This is a genomic window from Sphingopyxis sp. QXT-31 (assembly GCF_001984035.1).
Classification (GTDB): Bacteria; Pseudomonadota; Alphaproteobacteria; order Sphingomonadales; family Sphingomonadaceae; genus Sphingopyxis.
Window position 1 is genome coordinate 2,053,393 of the sequence record NZ_CP019449.1, and the last position, 18,261, is coordinate 2,071,653.

Annotated in this window: 15 protein-coding genes; 1 reads left to right on the plus strand and 14 read right to left on the minus strand. The window is 67.7% G+C overall.

All coding sequences use genetic code 11. The features are described 5' to 3' along the window. Positions 1-32 precede the first annotated feature (32 nt). Genes BWQ93_RS09880 through BWQ93_RS09900 form a run of 5 tightly spaced genes read right to left on the minus strand, consistent with a single transcriptional unit; the run spans position 33 to position 7,257 of the window. Complete coding sequence (locus tag BWQ93_RS09880; protein ID WP_077030396.1) at positions 33-872, minus strand: rhamnogalacturonan acetylesterase; 840 nt, start codon at positions 870-872, stop codon at positions 33-35. Further along, positions 872-1,624 carry an SDR family NAD(P)-dependent oxidoreductase gene (locus BWQ93_RS09885; protein ID WP_077030397.1) on the minus strand — a complete coding sequence of 251 codons (753 nt, stop codon included), beginning with the start codon at positions 1,622-1,624 and terminating at the stop codon, positions 872-874. The genes BWQ93_RS09880 and BWQ93_RS09885 overlap by 1 nt, the downstream gene beginning before the upstream one ends. Before the next feature lie 13 nt (positions 1,625-1,637). Beyond that, entirely contained in the window at positions 1,638-2,921 is a 1,284-nt protein-coding gene (locus BWQ93_RS09890) for an MFS transporter (RefSeq protein WP_077030398.1), read from the minus strand. Continuing rightward, positions 2,918-5,080: a heparinase II/III domain-containing protein gene (locus BWQ93_RS09895; RefSeq protein WP_077030399.1), complete on the minus strand. Its 2,163-nt coding sequence runs from the start codon at positions 5,078-5,080 to the stop codon at positions 2,918-2,920. The genes BWQ93_RS09890 and BWQ93_RS09895 overlap by 4 nt, the downstream gene beginning before the upstream one ends. Next, a complete protein-coding gene (locus BWQ93_RS09900; RefSeq protein ID WP_198040510.1) occupies positions 5,077-7,257 on the minus strand; it encodes a chondroitinase-B domain-containing protein in 2,181 nt (726 codons plus the stop codon). The genes BWQ93_RS09895 and BWQ93_RS09900 overlap by 4 nt, the downstream gene beginning before the upstream one ends. A gap of 177 nt (positions 7,258-7,434) precedes the next feature. Between BWQ93_RS09900 and BWQ93_RS09905 the strand changes: the two genes are divergently transcribed. Then, a complete protein-coding gene (locus BWQ93_RS09905; RefSeq protein WP_198040511.1) occupies positions 7,435-10,470 on the plus strand; it encodes a TonB-dependent receptor in 3,036 nt (1,011 codons plus the stop codon). 3 nt (positions 10,471-10,473) lie between these two features. On the opposite strand, the gene BWQ93_RS09910 is transcribed toward BWQ93_RS09905, so the two are convergent. The 9 genes from BWQ93_RS09910 to BWQ93_RS09950 form a co-directional block, all read right to left on the minus strand. Further along, a complete protein-coding gene (locus BWQ93_RS09910) occupies positions 10,474-11,229 on the minus strand; it encodes an AIM24 family protein (RefSeq protein ID WP_077030401.1) in 756 nt (251 codons plus the stop codon). 17 nt (positions 11,230-11,246) lie between these two features. Next, positions 11,247-11,738 carry a hypothetical protein gene (locus BWQ93_RS09915; RefSeq protein ID WP_198040512.1) on the minus strand — a complete coding sequence of 164 codons (492 nt, stop codon included), beginning with the start codon at positions 11,736-11,738 and terminating at the stop codon, positions 11,247-11,249. A 72-nt stretch (positions 11,739-11,810) separates the two neighbouring features. Next, positions 11,811-12,866, minus strand: a complete 1,056-nt coding sequence (locus BWQ93_RS09920; RefSeq protein ID WP_077030402.1) for a toxic anion resistance protein — start codon at positions 12,864-12,866, stop codon at positions 11,811-11,813. Further along, the gene (locus tag BWQ93_RS09925) at positions 12,863-13,765 is read right to left on the minus strand and encodes an HpcH/HpaI aldolase/citrate lyase family protein (RefSeq protein ID WP_077030403.1); all 903 of its coding nucleotides are present in this window, start codon (positions 13,763-13,765) and stop codon (positions 12,863-12,865) included. The genes BWQ93_RS09920 and BWQ93_RS09925 overlap by 4 nt, the downstream gene beginning before the upstream one ends. Next, a complete protein-coding gene (locus tag BWQ93_RS09930; protein WP_077030404.1) occupies positions 13,762-14,880 on the minus strand; it encodes a cysteine protease StiP family protein in 1,119 nt (372 codons plus the stop codon). The genes BWQ93_RS09925 and BWQ93_RS09930 overlap by 4 nt, the downstream gene beginning before the upstream one ends. 4 nt (positions 14,881-14,884) lie before the next feature. Continuing rightward, positions 14,885-15,625 carry a sucrose-6-phosphate hydrolase gene (locus BWQ93_RS09935; protein ID WP_198040513.1) on the minus strand — a complete coding sequence of 247 codons (741 nt, stop codon included), beginning with the start codon at positions 15,623-15,625 and terminating at the stop codon, positions 14,885-14,887. 4 nt (positions 15,626-15,629) lie between these two features. Further along, positions 15,630-16,778, minus strand: coding sequence for a phosphoribosyltransferase domain-containing protein (locus BWQ93_RS09940; protein ID WP_077030406.1), 1,149 nt, complete (start codon positions 16,776-16,778; stop codon positions 15,630-15,632). Between the two features lie 77 nt (positions 16,779-16,855). After that, positions 16,856-17,110 carry a hypothetical protein gene (locus BWQ93_RS09945; RefSeq protein WP_077030407.1) on the minus strand — a complete coding sequence of 85 codons (255 nt, stop codon included), beginning with the start codon at positions 17,108-17,110 and terminating at the stop codon, positions 16,856-16,858. 9 nt (positions 17,111-17,119) lie between these two features. Continuing rightward, entirely contained in the window at positions 17,120-18,247 is a 1,128-nt protein-coding gene (locus BWQ93_RS09950; RefSeq protein ID WP_077030408.1) for a S1C family serine protease, read from the minus strand. Between the last annotated feature and the right edge of the window lie 14 nt (positions 18,248-18,261).

Below are 18,261 nucleotides of genomic sequence, written 5' to 3' on the forward strand. Positions count from 1 at the left end.
AATTGGTTAGTCCATTTTGCCATACAAATCCGTCAAGGCACGAGCTGGCTCCGCAGGCTGGGGACCGCACGCGCCAGCGCCTGCGTCACCAGCTTGGCGGTGACCCCCGCCCCGACGTCGCCGAGGTGGGTATAGTCGAACTTGCGCGTCACCTGCCCGCGCGCCCCGTCCCCGGCGATCGGCGCGGGTTCGGGCGGCGCCGGGCGCGCGGTGAGCGTCGTGCCCGCCTTCGCCGCGGCGAGTTCCTCGTCGGTCGGCGGCTCCTGCGCGAGCTTGGTCGCGATCTCCGGCCCCATCTCCTGCGCCTGTGCGGCGCTGAGCGCGTTCAAATCGACCAGCGGAACGTCCATCGCCTTGGCGACGGTCCGCACTTGGTCGGACCAGCTGGCGAGCGTGTTCCTGAGCTTGCCGTCCTTGAACTCGCGGCGCGTTAGCGGAGTGACGAGCACGGGCGTGGCGCCTGCGGCCTTGACCTCTTCGACGAAGCGCTTGAGGTTCGCGGGGAATTCGGTCGTCTCGTCGGTCCAGCGTTCGGGGCGCGACGACTGGTCGTTGTGCGCGAACTGGATCAGCACCCAGGTGCCGCGGTAACCCGGCACCTTCGCCTCGGCGAGCGCGATGTCCCAGCCGCCCTCCTGGCGGTAGCTGCGCGTGCTGCGCCCACCACGCCCGGCGTTGAGGCACGCGACCGACGACTTCACATGATGCGCGCAGAAGGCCCCGCCCCAGCCGCTGTGCGGCGCCATGGTGGAGTCGCCGACGAAGATGATCTTGTACGGCTCGAGCGGCGGCGCGTCGGTCCGTTCGCGCGTCTGCGCCTGCGCGCCGCCCGCAAGCAGCACGCAGGCGGCGGTTGCGGTAAGCCAGCGCATCACGAGAAGGCCAGCCCGCCGTTGATGTCGAGGCAGACGCCCGCGAGGAAGCTCGCGCCCGGCGAGGCGAGATAGACGATCGTGTCGGCGACCTCGTCGGGATGGCCTTCGCGGCGCAGCGGCGTGTTGCCCGCGGTCGCGGCGCGCCCCTCGGGCTTCGAGAAGATGTCGTGGAAGCTCGTCCCGATCAGCCCGGGGCACACCGCGTTCACGCGAATGCCCTGCGGCCCGAGTTCCTTCGCCATCGAACGGGTGTAGGTCATCAGCGCGCCCTTCGCGGTCGCATAGACCGACGCGCCGGGGCCGCCGCCATCGCGCCCCGCGAGCGACGAGACGTTCACCACCGCCGACCCTTCGCCGAGGAAGGGCAACGACGCCTGGAGCACGAGGAAGGCCGATTTGAGGTTGAGCGTCATGACATGGTCGAAGAAGGCCTCGTCCATCTCGCTCAAGGTCTTGCGCGCGACCATGCCGCCCGCGAGGTTGACGAGGATGTCGAGCCGGCCGCTGAACGCGACGCCGACCTCGTCGAGCATCGCCTTGACCGCGGCGCTGTCGGTGACGTCGGCCTGGATCAGGAAGGCATCGCCGCCCGTGTCCTTGATCGCCTTCAGCGTATCCTCGGCCGCCTCGCGGCCGCTGTTGTAGTTGATAGCGACGCGGACGCCGGCGCGCGCGAGCGCGATCGAGACCGAGCGTCCGATGTCGCGGCCGCCGCCGGTGACGAGCGCGGTTTTCCCCTGGAGATTCATTGGATGCAGTTCCTTATTCTTGATTGTTGGCGGGTTTGACGGTGACCGGTGCGACGCGGCCGCCGACCAGCCAGAAGCACAGGAAAGAGATGGGCACGATCGCCGCGGAGAGCGCGAAGATCGGCGCGTAGCTCGTCTCGGTGAGCGCTGGGACGAGCCAGGTGGTGATCAGCGTGCCGGCGACCGCGGCGGTGCCGCTGATCCCTGCGAGGCTGCCGACCGCGCCGCCGCCGAAATAGTCGCTGGGCAGCGTCTGGATATTGCCGATCGCCATCTGGAAGCCGAAAAGAATGCAGGCGATCAGCAGCACCGCGGTCAAGGGATCCCTCGCGCCGATCGTCAGCAGCAGCGACGGCAGCATGATCGCACAGCCGATCGCGATGGTCGTCATGCGCGCCTTGTGCACGCTGCCGCCCTTGCCGATGATCCGTCCCGCGAGCCAGCCGCCGAACAGGCTGCCGAGCATCGCGCCGACGAAGGGTACCCAGGCGAAGAGCCCGATCTGCTTGACGTCGAAGCCGAAGGTTTCGGCGAGATAGATCGGCAGCCACGACACGAAAAGCCACCAGACGGGGTCGAGGAAAAAGCGCGAAAGGATGACGCCCCAGCTCTGGCGATAGCGCAGCAGCTCGCCCAGCGGCACGCGGCGGTCGTCGTCGCGGCCCGCCTCCGTGCGGCCGGTGAGGATATAGGTGCGCTCTTCTTCGCTCAGCCCCGGATGCTTGTCGGGATCGGCCTTGTAGAACCAGAGCCACGGAATGAGCCAGACGAAGCCGAGCACACCGATCAGCAGAAAGGTGCCGTGCCAGCCGAATTGCACGAACAGCAGCGCGATCAGCGGCGCCGACACGATCCCGCCGAGCGAGGCGCCGGCGTTGAAGATGCCCTGCGCCAGCGCACGCTCGCGCGACGGGAACCACAGCGCATTGGCCTTGGCCGCGCCGGGCCAGTTGCCCGCCTCGCTGATCCCCAGCGTCGCGCGGAGCACCATTAGCAGCGGCATCGAGCGCACCAATGCGTGCGCCGCGATGGACAGCGACCAGACGACGATCGAGATGGTGAAACCCATCCTTGTGCCGATCGCGTCGAAGACGCGCCCGAAGAGCGACTGGCCGAAGGCATAGAAGATCATGAAGATCGTCACCAGCAGCGCATAATCTTCCTTCGACGCGCCGATTTCCTTCGACACCTCGGGCCACATCACCGCGAGCGCGTTGCGGTCGATGTAGTTGATGACGGTCGCGAGCGCGATCAGCCCGATCACGCACCAGCGGAAGCGGCCCTTGAGATTGTTCATTGCTTCGCTCCGGTCTTGGCGAGGTCGAGGCGGCCGACGGGGCCGGTCCAGGCCAGCGTGCAGCCGTCGATGGTGACGCTGTGCTTCGCGCCCGCGGCGACGTCGTCGGCGACTGCGATGGCGATGCGGCGACCGTCGACGAGCGTGACGAGAACGACATCGGCGCCGGCTTCGCGGCGATGCTCGAGGCCGGTGACGCGCGCGCTGCTCGCGACGACGGTCTCGGCCGACGCGTCGTAAGCGCCATGCGGCTCGAGCAGGCTGACGAAGGTCGCGTCGCCGGCGCCGTCGACGCGCTGGATCACCACCGGTTCGCGGCGGAGGTTGAAGTCGGGATCGTTGGCGCCGCTCTCGGCGACGATGAAGCGCGCGCCCGCGGGCGGCAGCATATGATAGGAGTAGAAGCGGCTGCCCTGCATCCACGTCAGCCGCGCCTTGCCCGCCTTGCTCCCCTCGCCGTCGACCCACAGATGCTGGTAGCCGTTCGCGGTACCCAGCACCGGCCGCTCGGCGAGCTTCCGCTCGAAGGCGATGTCGCTGTCGATGATATGCCCCGAAAAATGCAGCGGCAGGTCGTAACGATGCCTGCCGCTGCCAGTTGGGTGGAGGATATCGAGCACCAGCGGATTGGCGAGGCCGCCGACCTCGACCAGCAGCAGCGCGCGGCGGAACGCAACGTCCTTGTACGCGCTGTCGATTGCGCCGATCGCATAGCGCGTCGGGCCGTCGAGCGACGCCGCGAGCTGGCGCGTGCCGGCCTTCTCGCCCGCCTTCCAGTCGCCGCCGAAATGGCTTTGCTCGTCGACGATCAGCGTGTTGTGCGCGATCGTCGCGCTCGCCCAGCTGTCGTTTTCGGGGAGGTAGCGCCCGCCCTGCTTCGCCTCGACATTCAGGAAGCGCGCGGCGCCATAATCGGTCACCACCGCGCCGGTCTCGTCATAATAGAGCCAGCCGAGGCGGTCGAAATGACCATGGCCCATGCCCTGCACCGTATTCTTGGCGACGAGCAGCGGCCCGCTCGGATCGGGCTTGGTCCGCAGCAGGACGAGCGCGCCCTGCTTGCCATCTGGGCCGTCGGAGAGCAGCCGTGAGCCGAAGGGCCAGGGCTTCGCCTTGCCCGCCGCGAGATCGGCCGCCATCGCCTGCCCCGCGGGGGTCAGCACGGTGCGCCCCTGCCACTCGGCGATCGACAGGAAGGCCGGATCCTTGGTCGCGCCATAGGCGATCGCGACCGCGTGATAGAGCTCCTCGGTGCGCAGGCTCTTGTCGGGCATCGCGTCGTTGATCGGCAGGAAAAACCCGTCGTGGGTGACGTCGATTGCGGTACGGATCGCCTTCAGCACGATCCCATCGCGGTACTCGAAAATCCGGCGGTCGGGGTCGTTCGCCGCGATCGCGGCCGCGAGGACAACGAAAGGCTGGAGCGCATAGCGCTGATAATAGGGCCCTTCGGCATAATAGCCGTCGGGCGAGAAGAGCAGGTCGAGCTGGCGCAGGAACCCTGCCTTGCCGCTCTTGTCGAGCCCGAGCAGCGCCTTGTCGACGAGGTCGCGGTCGCCGAGCAGATATCCCGACAGTCCAACACCCGCCGCAGCCCAGGTCGCGTGATTGTGGATGCGGTCGATCACCTCGGGCGAGCCGTCGGACAGGAAATGTGCCATCGGGCGGATCACCCGGTCGTCGATGCGCTGGCGGTCGGCGGCGGAGAGCGACGCGCGGATCTCGGCATAGCCCTGCACCGCGTTGACGAGGAATACGCTGTCGTTGAGGCTCTGCCAGAAGAGGCGGCCGGCGGTCTGGTTGGCCTTGGCCGGATGCGGTCCGAGCCCTGGGTAGAGGTCGGCATAAGCGAGCAGCATGTCGCGGACATGATCGCGGTAACGCGTATCGCCGGTCATGCGGAAGAGCTGCCCGCCCTCGAAGATCACGCGATAATTGCGCTTGTGCTGCTCGTGGGTGAAGCCGCCGCCGGGGTCCTTGGGCACGGGCACGTTGATGCCCGCCTTGATCGACGCCTCGACGTCGCGCCGCGCGCGCTCGACCTCCCCGGCAAAGAGCGGGGAATAGGCTTGCGGGGCGGCTGCGGGCGGGGTCTGGGCGTTCGCCGGGATGGTGTGCAGGGTCGCGGCGGCGAGCAGGAGCGCGAGGGTGCGGGTCACGGGCGCGCCTCCACATTGAGCTCGATCAGCCCGCGCGGCGGGCCTTTCCACGCGAGTTCCTCGATCCGCGGCGCGGGGGTCGCGGCGAAGGCGTTCGACGCGATGCGCGTCTCGGGCGCGCCGACCGAGTGGATCACGACGATGCCCTCCGACTTGGCGAATTTATTCTGCATAATATCCGCGTGCTGGGCGCCCGAAATGCGCAGCGACGCGCCGCCGGCGCCGCTGTCGGCAACGCTCGATCCGGTCATTGCGAACCAGGGGCCGAAGGTGCTTTCGTCGGTGCCCTTGCGCAGCAGGTCGGCGACCATCGCGACGCGCGCGAAGTTGCTGGCCGCGATCGTCAGCCGCTCCATCGGGTACCAGCCCTTGGGCTCCTGCTCGCCGGTCGCGGCGGCGACGACGCCCATTTCAGCAAAGGCGCTGTTCTTTATGGTCACATCGGCGGCAAAGGTACCCGGTGCCATCGCGATGCCGTCTAGGCGACCCTTGCCAGGGCCGGCCACCGACACGCTCGTTAGGGTGATGCTGTAATTGGGGGCGACGCCGGGGCCGACCGCGATCAATGCGCCCTCGCCCGCCGCCGCGCGCGCATCGACTTCGAGATTTTCGAGCCGCAAACCGCCGCCGCCCTCGATCCGCGCGAGCCCCGACGCGACGCGTAGCACGGGCTTCGCATCCTTCGCGCCGGCGATGGTCAGGCGGTGGCGCAGCGCAAGCGGCGCGGCGACCTCATAGGTGCCCGCCGCGAGCAACAGCGTATCGCCCGCCCGGCTATCGGCGACCGCCGCAGCGAGCGAGGCGCCCGCAGCGAGCGGGTGGGTGGTGCCGGTGCCGAACGCCGCTTCGGGCGCCTCGCCGCGATACCAGCTCGCGCCGACCTCTTCGCGCGTCACGGGCTGGAGGTCGCGCGGCGCGCCGACCGCGGCGAGCGCCGGGTCGGTCGGGTAAAGCAGGCCGTTCGCGGCGCGCTCGAGCTTCACCTCGCGCTGCTCGACGCCCGCGCCGAGCAGAGGCTTGGCGACCTTCGCCTCGACATTGCCGGCGAGCGCGATGCCGCCGATCTCGCCCTCGGCGCGGAACGGGTCCTCGCCCTTCGCGCCGACGATCAGATTGCGTTCGAACTTGCTGTCGATGGGCGCCGCCGAGCGTTCGGCATCGGCGCCTGCCGCCAATGTGATGCGCGCGCTGTCGATGATGCTGTTATTCTCGATCCGCGCACCCGCGACCTGATGATAGCGGTTGATCGCCGAGTTCGGCACGCCGTTCATCACGCTGAGCGCGCTCTTGAACGAGGTCCCGGCCAGCCCCTCGAAATAATTGCCGCGCACCACCTGGTCGCGGTTGATCACGCGCACCCCGCCGGTGTCGGGCACGCCCTTGCCGAGGAAGATGTTGCGCTCGACGATATTGCCGTTGCCGTGGCGGAGAACGAAGGCGCCCTGCGCTTCGAGCACGAGATTTTCGCGCAGGATATTGCCGCCCGACTTGACCGAGACGATCTCGACCTCGCCGCTGGTGCGGTCGAAGATATTGCGCTCGACCACCGTGTTCGACGCCGAGAGCGATTCCTCGCTGGTACCGATGCGGATCGTCTCGCCCCCGTTCGAGCCCAGCGGCGGGCGCGGGCCGAAATAATTATGATCGATGCGGTGGCGGTTATCGAGCGGGTCGCCCGCGCGGCGGACCACCGCGAGCGTCACGCCCGCATTGGTCTTGCCCTCGAAATGCGAATGGTCGACGCGGTTGCCGGTGCCGTAGAGCGCGACCCAGATATCCTCGGCGCGGCGGTCGGCCTTGCTGTACCCGTCGATAACGACCTCGGTCACGCGCGTGTCGCTCGCGAGCGTCTTCGAGTCGCGGCGGAAGCTGATGACCTCCGACGTCGGGCTCGACCCGTTCTTGAAGATGAGGCCCGAAACGAGCAAGTGGCGGCCGCCGATGCGCAGGTTCGATTGGCCGGTGAGCAGCACCTTGCCCTTGGTCTGCGCGGTCAGCGCGATCGGCTTGTCCGCCGTGCCGGTGCCGGTGAAGACGATCTGGAAGTCGCGCCACTCGCCGTCGGCGAGGATGATCGTGTCGCCCGGCTGCGCCTTTTTGACCGCAGCCTTATATTGCGCCTGATCGCTGACGAGCAGGTCGCGCGCGAGCGCCGGATGCGCCGCCGAGACCAGCAAGACCGAAGTTAGAACCGCCCTTATCCGCACCATGCCTCACCCATTTTTTGATTCTCGCCCACTGGTCTATACAAGAGGTAGGACAATAACAACCCGGTTTTGGTCTGAATCATGGGTTGACATACTGGCCTGACAGGAGGAGCTTCCCGCAAAACAAGACCTGGGAGGGAGAGGGACATGATTCGGGCCAGCCTGATGCGCGTTTCGCGCGGCAAGATGCAATTCGCGGCGGCGCTGCTGGGCACGACCGCGCTGCTCGGCGTTCCCGCCTTCGCGCAAGACAGCGCGGCGCAGGACGGTTCCGCAACCGACGCGAGTGACGATGACACGATCGTCGTTTCCGGCATCCGCAGCTCCCTTGCCACAGCGCTGGGCGAGAAACGCACCTCGGACAATATCGTCGAGGTCATCCAGGCCGAGGATATCGGCAAGCTGCCCGACCAGAACCTCGCCGAAGTGCTGGAAAATGTCACCGGGGTCCAGATCACGCGCCAGGCCGGCGTCGGCAATGCGGTGCAGATCCGCGGTACCGACGCCAACCGCACCGAGATCAACGGCGTGTCGACCGTCGGGTCGGGTGCCGGCCGCTCGGGCATCAGCTTCGAGGATCTGCCCGCCGCGCTGATCGCCTCGGTCGAGGTGACCAAGGTCCCGACCGCGCAGACGATCGAGGGATCGGTCGGCGGCACGATCAATTTGCGCACGATCCGCCCGCTCGACCTCAGGGACCCGCTGATCGCCGCGCGCGTGCAGATGGAGAATAGCGACCTCTCCAAATCGACGCTGCCGCGCGTCTCGGCGACGCTCGGCAACCGCTGGGACACCGGCATCGGCGAGATCGGCATCGTGGTGAGCGGCAGCTATGCGCGGCAGGACGTCGCGGCGTTCAAGCCGCGCGTCGATCGCGACGCGCTCGTCCAGCCCGGCTCGGGCCCGAGCGCCGAGGCCTTCCCCTTCCTGCGCATCCAGTTCCTGCAGCAGGGGCTCGAGAATTACGAATATGAGACGTACAACGGCACCGCCGCGCTCGAGTGGAAGCCCAACGACGACCTGAAATTCTATTTCGACGCGACGCTGAACAACCAGCAGCGCGGCCAGCAGAGTCACCGCGTCCAGATTTCGGGCACCGCGACCCCGTCGGTGGTCGACGCGATGAACAACAGCGACTTCGAAACCGTCGATTTCGGCACGCTCGACGGCCCGAACGGCCCGATCGACCTCGGCACGGTACAGGCCGCGCTCGCCGGCACGATCGGCATCGGCGGCTCGACCGGGACCGTCATCGATCCGAACCTGCGTACCTCGTCCGACACCGGCGCGCGCGTCACCAAGAGCCGCGTGTTCGACCTCGGCACCGAATGGCAGGTCACCGACAAGCTATCCATGCGCGCCGAACTGTCGCTGTCGACGTCGAAATCCGACTTCCCCAATTTCTCGACCACGCTCGACTTCATCAATCCCAACGGCCCGCAGCCGGTGATCGGGCGGAGCATCGACAATGGCGTGCCGATCGAATTCGACCTCAGCGGCGGCACGCTGCAATTCGGCATCGACCAGGCGAGCCCCTTCGCGCCGACGACCGCGCAACTGCTCGACCCCGCCAACTACCAGCTGCAGCAGGTGACGCAGGGCGCCAATTCGACCGATAACGAGGAGCGCGCCGCGCGGCTCGACTTCAGCTACGACACGAGCGACCTCAACCCCTTCGTGACCTCGATCGACTTCGGCTGGCGCTGGAACCGCACCTCGGCCGAGAACAGCGAATTTTCGAACAATGTCAGCCTGACCAACACCACCACCGCGTGGAACCGGCCGTCGGGCGACCTTTTCTCCGACATCTTGATCCCCGGGCCGAACAACTTCAACGCCGCCGACGGGCGCGAGCTTTATTTCCCCGACTTCCTGCTGATCGACGGCGGCCTCGCCTTCCGCGATCCCGCGGCCGTCCTCGCGGCGCTCAACGAAGCGATCGCCGCGAGCAATGCCGCACGCACGCAGGGGCCGGCGGTCGCCTCGCTCGCGACCCCGACCGAATCCTTCGCGGGCTTCTTCAGTATCAAGGAGACGACCAACGCCGCCTATTTCCAAGCGAATATGGAGGGCGAGATCGCGGGCATGCCGGTGCGCGGCAATGCGGGCTTCCGCTGGCTGCGCACCAGACTGTCGTCGACCGGCAACAATATCGCCAACGGCACGGTCACCGGGCAGACCGTCGCGAAGAGCAATTACAACTTCCTGCTGCCGCGCTTCAGCCTCGTGCTCGAGCCCGCCGACAAATTGCTCGTCCGCGCCGGCATCGCGCGCGACATAAGGCGGCCCAATTTCGACACGCTGTCGACCTCCTTCTCCTTCGGCACGGGGGCGAACACGCCGGTCGCGGTCGGCAACCCCGACCTGGTGCCCGAGGCGGTGTGGTCGTTCGATCTCTCGGGCGAATATTATTTCGCGCCGTCGAGCCTGGTCAGCATCGGCTTCTTCCACAAGAGCCGCACGAACCTGTTCGCGCAGCGGCAGGAGGATCCCGCGCCGAACCTCGATGCGGGCGGCAATCTCAACATCTCGATCGACCCCGCCTGCCCCGGCGGCGGCATCTACAACCCGATCGCCAACCGCAACATCAACAACCCGATCCAGGGCGTCGGCATCTGCGTGCCGCGCAGCTCGACCTTCAACGTCCCGGGCAGCACGACGCAGACGGGCATCGAAATCGCCTTCCAGCACGATCTGTCGGCGTGGGAAGACACGCTCGGCTTCGCCTCGGGCTTCGGCGTGATCGGCAATTTCACCTATCAGAAGACCGGCGGATCGGCGCGCGAGTTTCGCGTCGCCGACGGGCCGCGGACGGTGTTCAGCCAATTGGGATTCCCAGGTTCGCGCGACCTGATCACGCTGACCAACCTGTCGAAATATGCGTACAACGCGACGCTTTTTTACGACAAATATGGGCTGAACGCGCGGCTGCGCTACACATGGCGATCGAGCTATGTGTCGAACGATCCCTTCTTCTTCGGCCTGCCGCTGATCAACGGTGCGCGCGGACAGCTCAATGCCAGCATCAACTACGACATCACCGACAATATCAATGTCGGGGTCGAGGGGATCAACCTGCTGCGCGGCGACCAGAACCAATACTGCGTGAACAACAAGGCGCTGCTGTGTTTCCAGGGGCTCACCGACCGGCGGATCACCGCCGGGCTGAGCGTGAAATTCTAGGGGCTAGCTTACCTTCGCGGTCGGCATCAGCCAGGCGGTGCCGCGGCCGTTGAGCTTGTAGACGAAGCCCTCGCCGCTGCGCAGCGCATTGCGCAGGCCCTTGACCAAGGGGCCGATGGTGACGCTGAGCTCGGCGGAGAACATCAGCATGAAGTCGCCGTCGACGGTGAGTTCCTGGCTGCCGTCGAGTTCGACGATGTCGATCTCCTCGACCGGCACCGGTGCCTCGACCGCGAACACGCCCTTGCCGCTCATCTTAGGCTGGACCAAGCCATTGCCGCCGAGCACGCCGGCGATGGTGTTGTGGCGATGCGTCGTCAGCTGGATGCCCGCGCCGGAGGCATAGAAGGCCTTATCGTCGAGCAGCAGCGAGTCGCCGTCGATCTCGCCGATGATGAAATTGCGGCGGCCGGGCTCGGTCCAGATCGTGCCATGGCCCGAGAATTTGGTCGCGAAGGCCGACTCGCCCGTCCCCGCCGAGGCGAGCGCGCGGCCGAAGAAGCCCTTGTCCTCGTGCTGCTGGACGGTCGATTCGATCTTGCCGTGCATATATTGCAGCGCGCCGGGTTCGAGCATCACCGCGCCGCCCGAGAGCTTGATGCACAGCTGGAAGATGTCGGTATTTTCGACGATATAATGGACCCCGCCCTCGGCGGTCGGCATGCCGCGGGTGACCAGCCTCTTTTCGACGAAGCGATATTTCTCGATCCGGACCCCGCCGGCTTCGACGGCTTCTTCCAGTCTGCGAAATTCGGTCATCGTCAGGCTCCTTCGGGTCAGCGGAACGGGTTTTCGTCGTCCGAATAGCGTTCGTTTATGAACTGCGTGTTGTTGGTGAAGGCGTCGATGTCGTGCTGCGCCAGGTCGCGGAGCATCGAATCGACGCGCTCCTGCAATTTGTCGAGGCTGGCATCGAGCAGGAAGCTCGCCGACTTGCCCGTCTTGCGGAAAATCTCGCCGCGGTGGCTGGCGGGAACGTCGATATAGCTCTGCACCAGCCCCGGCAGGTGGATATCGCGCATCTGGCCGGTGTCGACGCGGCTGAAGCTCGGCACCTGTTCGCGCTCCATCGCCTTTTCGACCGCGGTGATCGATTCGAGGATCGTCACTATCTTGGCCTTGGCGCTCTTCGGGATGCGCTCGTCGTCGTAATCGAAGGCGGGGGGCGCCGCGGCTGGCGGCGGCGCAGCGGGCGGCGGCGCGGGGTTGCCGCGCGGCGTTTCCGCCTCTCCGCCGAACAGGCGGCCGAGCCGTCGCAACATGCTCATCGCGTCTTATTCCCGCCTGCTGCCGTCATCCTGCCCCATCCATAGCCGCGCGCACCGGGCTTTCCAAGGCGGTCAAAGCGCGCTCAACGCCGAACGATGCTGGCCATCGAGCGCATCGACCGAGGCGGTGACGTCGGCGAAGGCCGCGCGCAGCGCCGCGACCTGTTCGGCCGCCTCGGCGCTATCGAGCGCAAAGCTCGCATTGCCGTCGGCCGACGCCTGCGCCGAGCGTTCGAGCAGCGAGCCCGCCGCCGCGGTCACCCCGCCGATGCGCGACAGCACCATGCGCTGGTTGGTCAGCGTCTGCGCCGCGACGATCGCGGTCTGCAGCGCGGCGACCGTCGTCGCCGAGGCGCGGTCGATGCCCTTGATCAGCTCGATATTGTTCGTCTGGATGATGCCGAGCATCGCATAGCCCTGCTGCGACACCGCCATTTGCGTCAGCAGGTCGCCGTGGCGCTGGCGCGCCTGGAACAGCGCGGTCGAGCGCAGCCGCTGCGCCTTGTTCGGGTCGTTATGGTCGAGCTGCGACGCGAGTTTCTCGAAGCGCGCGTCGAGGTGGCCCGACATCTCGACCGCTTCGGCGAGGCGCGCGAGCAGAGGCCAGGTCGCGGCGCGGAAGCGCTCGATCGCGATATTGTCCTGGAGCAGCAGGTCGCGGCTCGCGGCGAGTGCGCCGAGCGCGGCTTCGATCTCGCCCTCGGCGTCGCGGTAGCGGTCGAAATAGCTCGTCAGCCGGTTGCCCGACGGGAAGAGCCCGAGCAGGCGCCGCGGCTTCAGCAATTCGTCCCCCGCCCCGGGGTTCAGCCGCTCGACCACCGCGCGCAGCCGTTCGAGATGCGTGTGCACCGCACTTACCGCGCCGTCGCGGCTGGTGCTGCGCGACATGGTCGCGCGCGCCTGGTCGGAGAGCAGTTTGACCTCGCGGCTGCCGAGCGCCGCGATTTGCGCCGCCTTGCTGTCGAATTCGGGGCTGTGCGTCTCGATCGAGACGAAGGCGCCGGCGAATTCGCGCGCGACCGCCTTCAGCCGCGCGACGGTCGCGGCGTCGAGCGCGACCTCGCTGCCGCTGGCCGGCCGCGCGGGGGGCGTCGAAGGCGCCGGGGGTTCGAGGTCCAGCCCGCTCATGCCACCCGGACGTCGGCCTGCTGATCGAGCCCGGCGACGCCATGCGCCTGCGCGCGGCGCACGATCATGCCCGCCCAGGGCGCGTGCGTCGCGGGCTCGCACATGCTGCCGTTGCTACCGAACACCGCGGGTGCCTCCTGGCTCAGGATCGCGCGCGCCTCGGCCATTTCGGCGGCGTCGGGGCGATAGACCGAATGGATGATCGATATCTGCTCGGGGTGGATCGCCGTCTTGGTGAGCAGGCCATGCTCGATATCCTGCTCGACCTCGCGGCGGAGAACGTCGGGCGAGGAGAAATGCTCGAACACCGGAGCCGCGACGCCGAAGCCGTTGGGGATGAAGGTGCCGGTGATGTCGCGGATGACGCTGCCCAGCGGCCCGTCATAGGCGGTGCGGTAGCGCGAGCGGCGGATGCCGAGCAGGCCGAGGATGTCGTTGCCGCCGATGCGTACCGCCGACACGCGCTCGGCATAGGGTTGGAGCTGATCGCAGAGGCGCGCGAGCGCGGCGCGGTCGAACGCCTCCTCACCCTCGATCGTCGGCATGATGCGGTGATGCTCGTGCATCAGCGCGGTGAGCCAGACGGGCAGGGACTGGGTCGTGACCTTGGGCAGGACGAAGCCGTCGATGCGGTCGATGCCCGCCATGTGGAGCAATTGCGTCAGCATCTGGAAATTGCGCGGGCGGATATAGATGGACAGCGCCGGCGCGCGTTCGGCGAAACCCGCGAGCAGCGCCTGCAGCGCGGCGGTCGCCGCGGGCACCTGATCGTCGCGCACCGAATCCTCGAGGCAGATGACGACCGAGCGCAGGTCGTCGATCGCGCCATAGGCGATCGCCTTTGCCGTCGGGTTGATGGCGGGGACGTAGAGGGTGGCACCCAGTTCGACCGCGTTCATTGCTGCTCTGCTCCCAAGTCTTTGATAATGGTGACGGCCCGATAGGTCCGCAAGTTTCTTTCGATCACCGGCACTCCCGCCTGTCCGGCGAGCAGCACGATGTGCGCGACGTCGGGGTCGCCGCGCCGCTGGACATGGATATGGTCTGGCACACGGCGCAGGATCGCGCGAGTGGCTTCGGCGATGCCGGGCTTGATGCGGTTGATGTCGGTGACCCCGGCTTCGGCAGCGAGCTCGGCGATGGTGTCGGCGGCGCCCTGGCGGACAGCCGCGACCTCATCGGCGGACCAGGGGCGCTCGGGGCTGCCCTGCCAGTCGCCCGCGGCCTCGATCGCATCGATATAGGCGCGGCTGACGTCGCGTTCGGCGTGCTCGGGCATCGCGAGGCAGGCGTGGAAGTCGTGCGGACCGACGAGATCGGCGTTGAGCACCGAGCGGCTGACGAGCCCCGAGACGATGCCGTTGAGCAGGCCGCCGGGAATGACATAATCGTCGAAGCTGGCGGCGAGATCGGCGACCCCGGCGGGATCGGCGACGACTGCGAGGAAGGGCGCGAAGCCGGTGGCGCCGTCGCCGAGCGAGCGGTCGAGCTCGCCGCGGATGGCACCCTTGCCCGTCCAGCCGTCAACGAAGACCGCGTTCGCAGCACCGTGGCGGTGGGCGACATAGGCGAGCGCGTTGGTGTCGATGCCGCGGCCGCGGATGATGCTGATCGAATAATGATGCGCCGCGACGCCGCGCCGGACGAGCGCGCGTTTGAGCAGGATGCCGATCGGCGTACCCGCGCGTGCGAGCGACAGGATCACGCAGCTTTCGGCGGTTTCGGGACGCGCGGCGATTGCCGCCGCCAGTTGCTCGACATCGTGGCGGACGCGCGCGGCATTGGCGGCGAGCGCGGCGTGGTAGAGGCGCATATAGGCCTCGCCCGGCACCGCCTCGGCGGAGAGCATTTCGGAATAATGGCGCGCGCCCGACTGGATCAGCCGCTCCTTCTCGGCAATGTCCACCGGCTCGATCCGCCGGGGATTGAGCAGGAAGACGACGTCATCGGGGTCGTAGGAGCCCGAAAAGCTCCAATGCCCGGCGGCGTCGAGATAGAGGGGATTGCGCGTCATTGCGTCAATCGACCCAGCCGTTGCCGTCGACGACCGCAGCCCACAGCTGCGAGCGCGTCGGCACCACCGCGAAATCGCATAGATCCATGAAACCGACGTCGGAGACGCTGTCGCCGATGCCGATCACCGGCCGGTCGGGCGCTTCGGCCCGCGCGCGGTCGATGAGATAGCGCACCGCGACGCGCTTGCTCAGCCAGGGTGGCAGATAGGCGAGATTGTTGCCGTTGCGGTGGCAGCGCCAGTCTTTCGGCACGCGGGGCGCCAGTTCCTGCTCGAGCACGGCGAGCGCCTGATCGTCATGGTCGTTGCTCTTGATCACGACATAGAGGTCGAGGCCATTCTCCTCGACCATCCAGTGGCGGAAACGCACCGTGCACAGCGGGTCGGCGATCGCGCGATAGACGTCGGCGACCGGATCGACGCGGCGCGCTTCCTCCGCGAGCCGGTCGTGCCAGACGCGGTCGATCTCGCCGTCGTCGCCGACGATGCAGCCGCCGTTCGAGCAGATCGCGGGCGCCTGTTCGATCGCGACGCGCGCGAGCACGTCGCGGCCGCGCGCGGTCACCGGCACGACGGTGCCGTCCCGCAGCCAGCCGAGGAAATGCTGCTGCATCGGGGTTGCGAAACCGCTGGGGCTGCCGTCGAGCAGGCTGCTCATCTGGCGCAGCCCTTCCTTGCCCGGCGGGCATTTGGGCATCGTCTGGAACAAAGTGTCGTCGAGGTCGGTGAGGACGAGCGGGCGCATCGGATCAGCCCTCCGCCGCATAATGGCAAAGGACGACCTCGACCGGCACCGCCGAACCGAGCGCGGCGAGCGCGGCCTCGGTTTCGGTCTGCTGGCCGGCGGCGACTTCGGTGACGACGAGGACGCGGTCGGGGGCGTGGCCAAGCATATTGTAGAGGAAGCAGGGCGCGCCGCTGCCATAGCTGTCGGCGAAGGTCGAGCGGCTGGCCATCGCGCCGCCGAGCAGCGCCGGGCTGCGCGTGATGCACTGGACCGCGGCGATGCCGCCGTAGCGTTCGATCTCCTCGGCGACGCGCAGCGCCTCATAGCTATGCTCGCCCTCGCCGAGCACGAGAACGCGCTCGCCCGGCGCGGCGCGCACCGGCGCGCGGGTCGCGGCCTCGGACGCCAGCAGGCCGGTGCGGCTCGCCATGCCCGACGCCGGCGCCGCGCCGGGGGCGTTGCTGGCTGCGGCCAGTTCGGGGACGGCGGGCTGCACCGCGGCGGCGGTCCAGTCCATCCGCCCCTCGACGATCGCGCGCGCCGCACTCGGGCGCGGCATGGCATCGAGGTAGCCGCGGTCGCTCCAGTCGGTGATGCACACGGTCTCGATCCGCTCGACCAGCGGCATCGCGCCAACCAGCGCTTCGGCCGCGGCGACGAAGGTCTTGCCGGTCGAACATTCGTCGTCGACGATCACCAGCGACCGTGCCGATGCCGCGAGCTTACGGATCGCGGGGTCGGCGATCTGGACGAGGTGCGACGTCGCGTGGCTATGCCCTTCCTCGAAGCGCGCGATCACCTCGGCGCCCCGCGCGCGCTGGCGCGACGATTGCAGATAGACCGCCTCGCGCGCCGGATTCCGCGCCTGCCAAGCAGCGAAGACCCCCTGCCCCAGCGCGGTCGCGGTTTCGGCCATGCCGAGGAAGGCGACCGGTCCGGGCAGGTCGGTGGCGATCCGGGCTGCCATCGCGTCCATCGCCTCGCGCATCGCCGCGGGCCGCGCGGGCAGATGGCGGCCGAGGACTTTCGACACGATCAGGAACCCGCGCTTGGGGTTCGCGCGCGCGGCGAAATCGCAATAGGCGTCGAGGTCGACATCCTCCGCGGTCACCAGCTCCAGCCGCCCGGTCGCGAGGTCGATGATCGTCTTCTGGGACAGCTCTTGGAGCATGGACGCGATTTTTCCTCAAAATGGTGAAATCATGATGGCGGTTTCGGCCCGGTCGGCCAGTCGACGACGAACGCGCCCTAATCGAAGCGCTGCTGGACTTTCAGCATCCCCCGCGGATCGGCCTCCAGCTTTGCCCCGAAGCGGCGCAGGAGTTCCGCGGGGTCGATCGCCCTGATGTTGGCGCAATCGACCTGGTTCCAGCTGTCGCGGTCGATTTCGGCGACCGCGACATATTCATCGGCAAGCTGACCGGTGGATCCACAGCGCTGCGTATGAGCGGAGACCGCGACCGAACGGATATCGCTACTGACCGAAAAATTGTGACCGATCAAGCGTCCGGCTCAGCTGCTGACGATGATGCTGATCACCGAGCCGCGCAGCCGCTGCACGACGTTGCGACGATTATTGTCCTCCGACAGGCCGCCGTGCGGAACGTCGACGCCCGAGGCGGCGAGCATCTCGTGCACCAGCGCGACCTTGACCCCGAAATTGACATTCTCGCTGATCGCGCCGCGGTCGCGCAGGTTTCCGTGCGCGAGCGACGAGGAGGTGATGCCGACGAGATTGCCATATTCGTCGAGGATCGCGCCGCCCGACGAGCCCGAGCCGATCGGCGCGGTAAACTGGAAGCGCGCGACATCGCCCTCCCAGCCCTTGAGCCCCGAGACATTGCCGGTCGAGACCTTGAGGTCGCTACCGAGCAGATCCATCAGCGGATAGCCCGCGGCGAGCACCGCCTCGCCCAGCCAGATCGGCGCCGTATGGCGCAGCGGCAGCGGGGTGCCCTGGACATCGCCCTGCAGGATAGCGAGGTCGTGCATCGGATCGACCGCGAGCATGGTCAGTGCCTGCTTGCTGCCGCCGAGTTTGAAGTCGTTGCCGCCCTCGATGACATGCGCGTTGGTGACGACCACCCCCGGCGCGACGAGCACGCCGCTGCCCGAGCCGAGCGAGGTCCCCGGCGGCGGCGGCGGGCGGTGGTCGCCCCAGGGATTGCCCGAACCGCCGCCGCTGCTGCGCTGGCGCCCTGGGATCGCGTCGACCGAGAAATTGCGCGCGCGCGCGAAGGCCTCGATGCCGAAGGTATAGCCTTCGTTGGCGACTTTCACGCGCCTCGCGCCATTGCGCAGATAGACCTCGGCGATGATCACCGCGGCGAGCTGGTCGAAGGGGGCGGGAAAGTCGTAGCTGGTGCCGCCGAAATCGACGGTGAGCGGATAGGCGTCGTTGACGAAGCCGCCGCTGCGGTCGTCGACGATGTAGAGCAGGAGTTCGGCATGGTCGCCGAGGTCGGACATCGCCGACAAGGTCCATTCGCCCGCGCCGCTGCCCTTTTCGAGCGGCTGGAAGGCGCCCTCGCGCGAGACCGCGAGTATGCCGACGCGGTCGGCGCCGCGCCCGCCGACACGGATCGTACACGCGCTGTTGTCGTCGACCGCGAGCCGTTCGCCGGGTTGCGCCTTGTTCATCGCCCCTCCCCTCT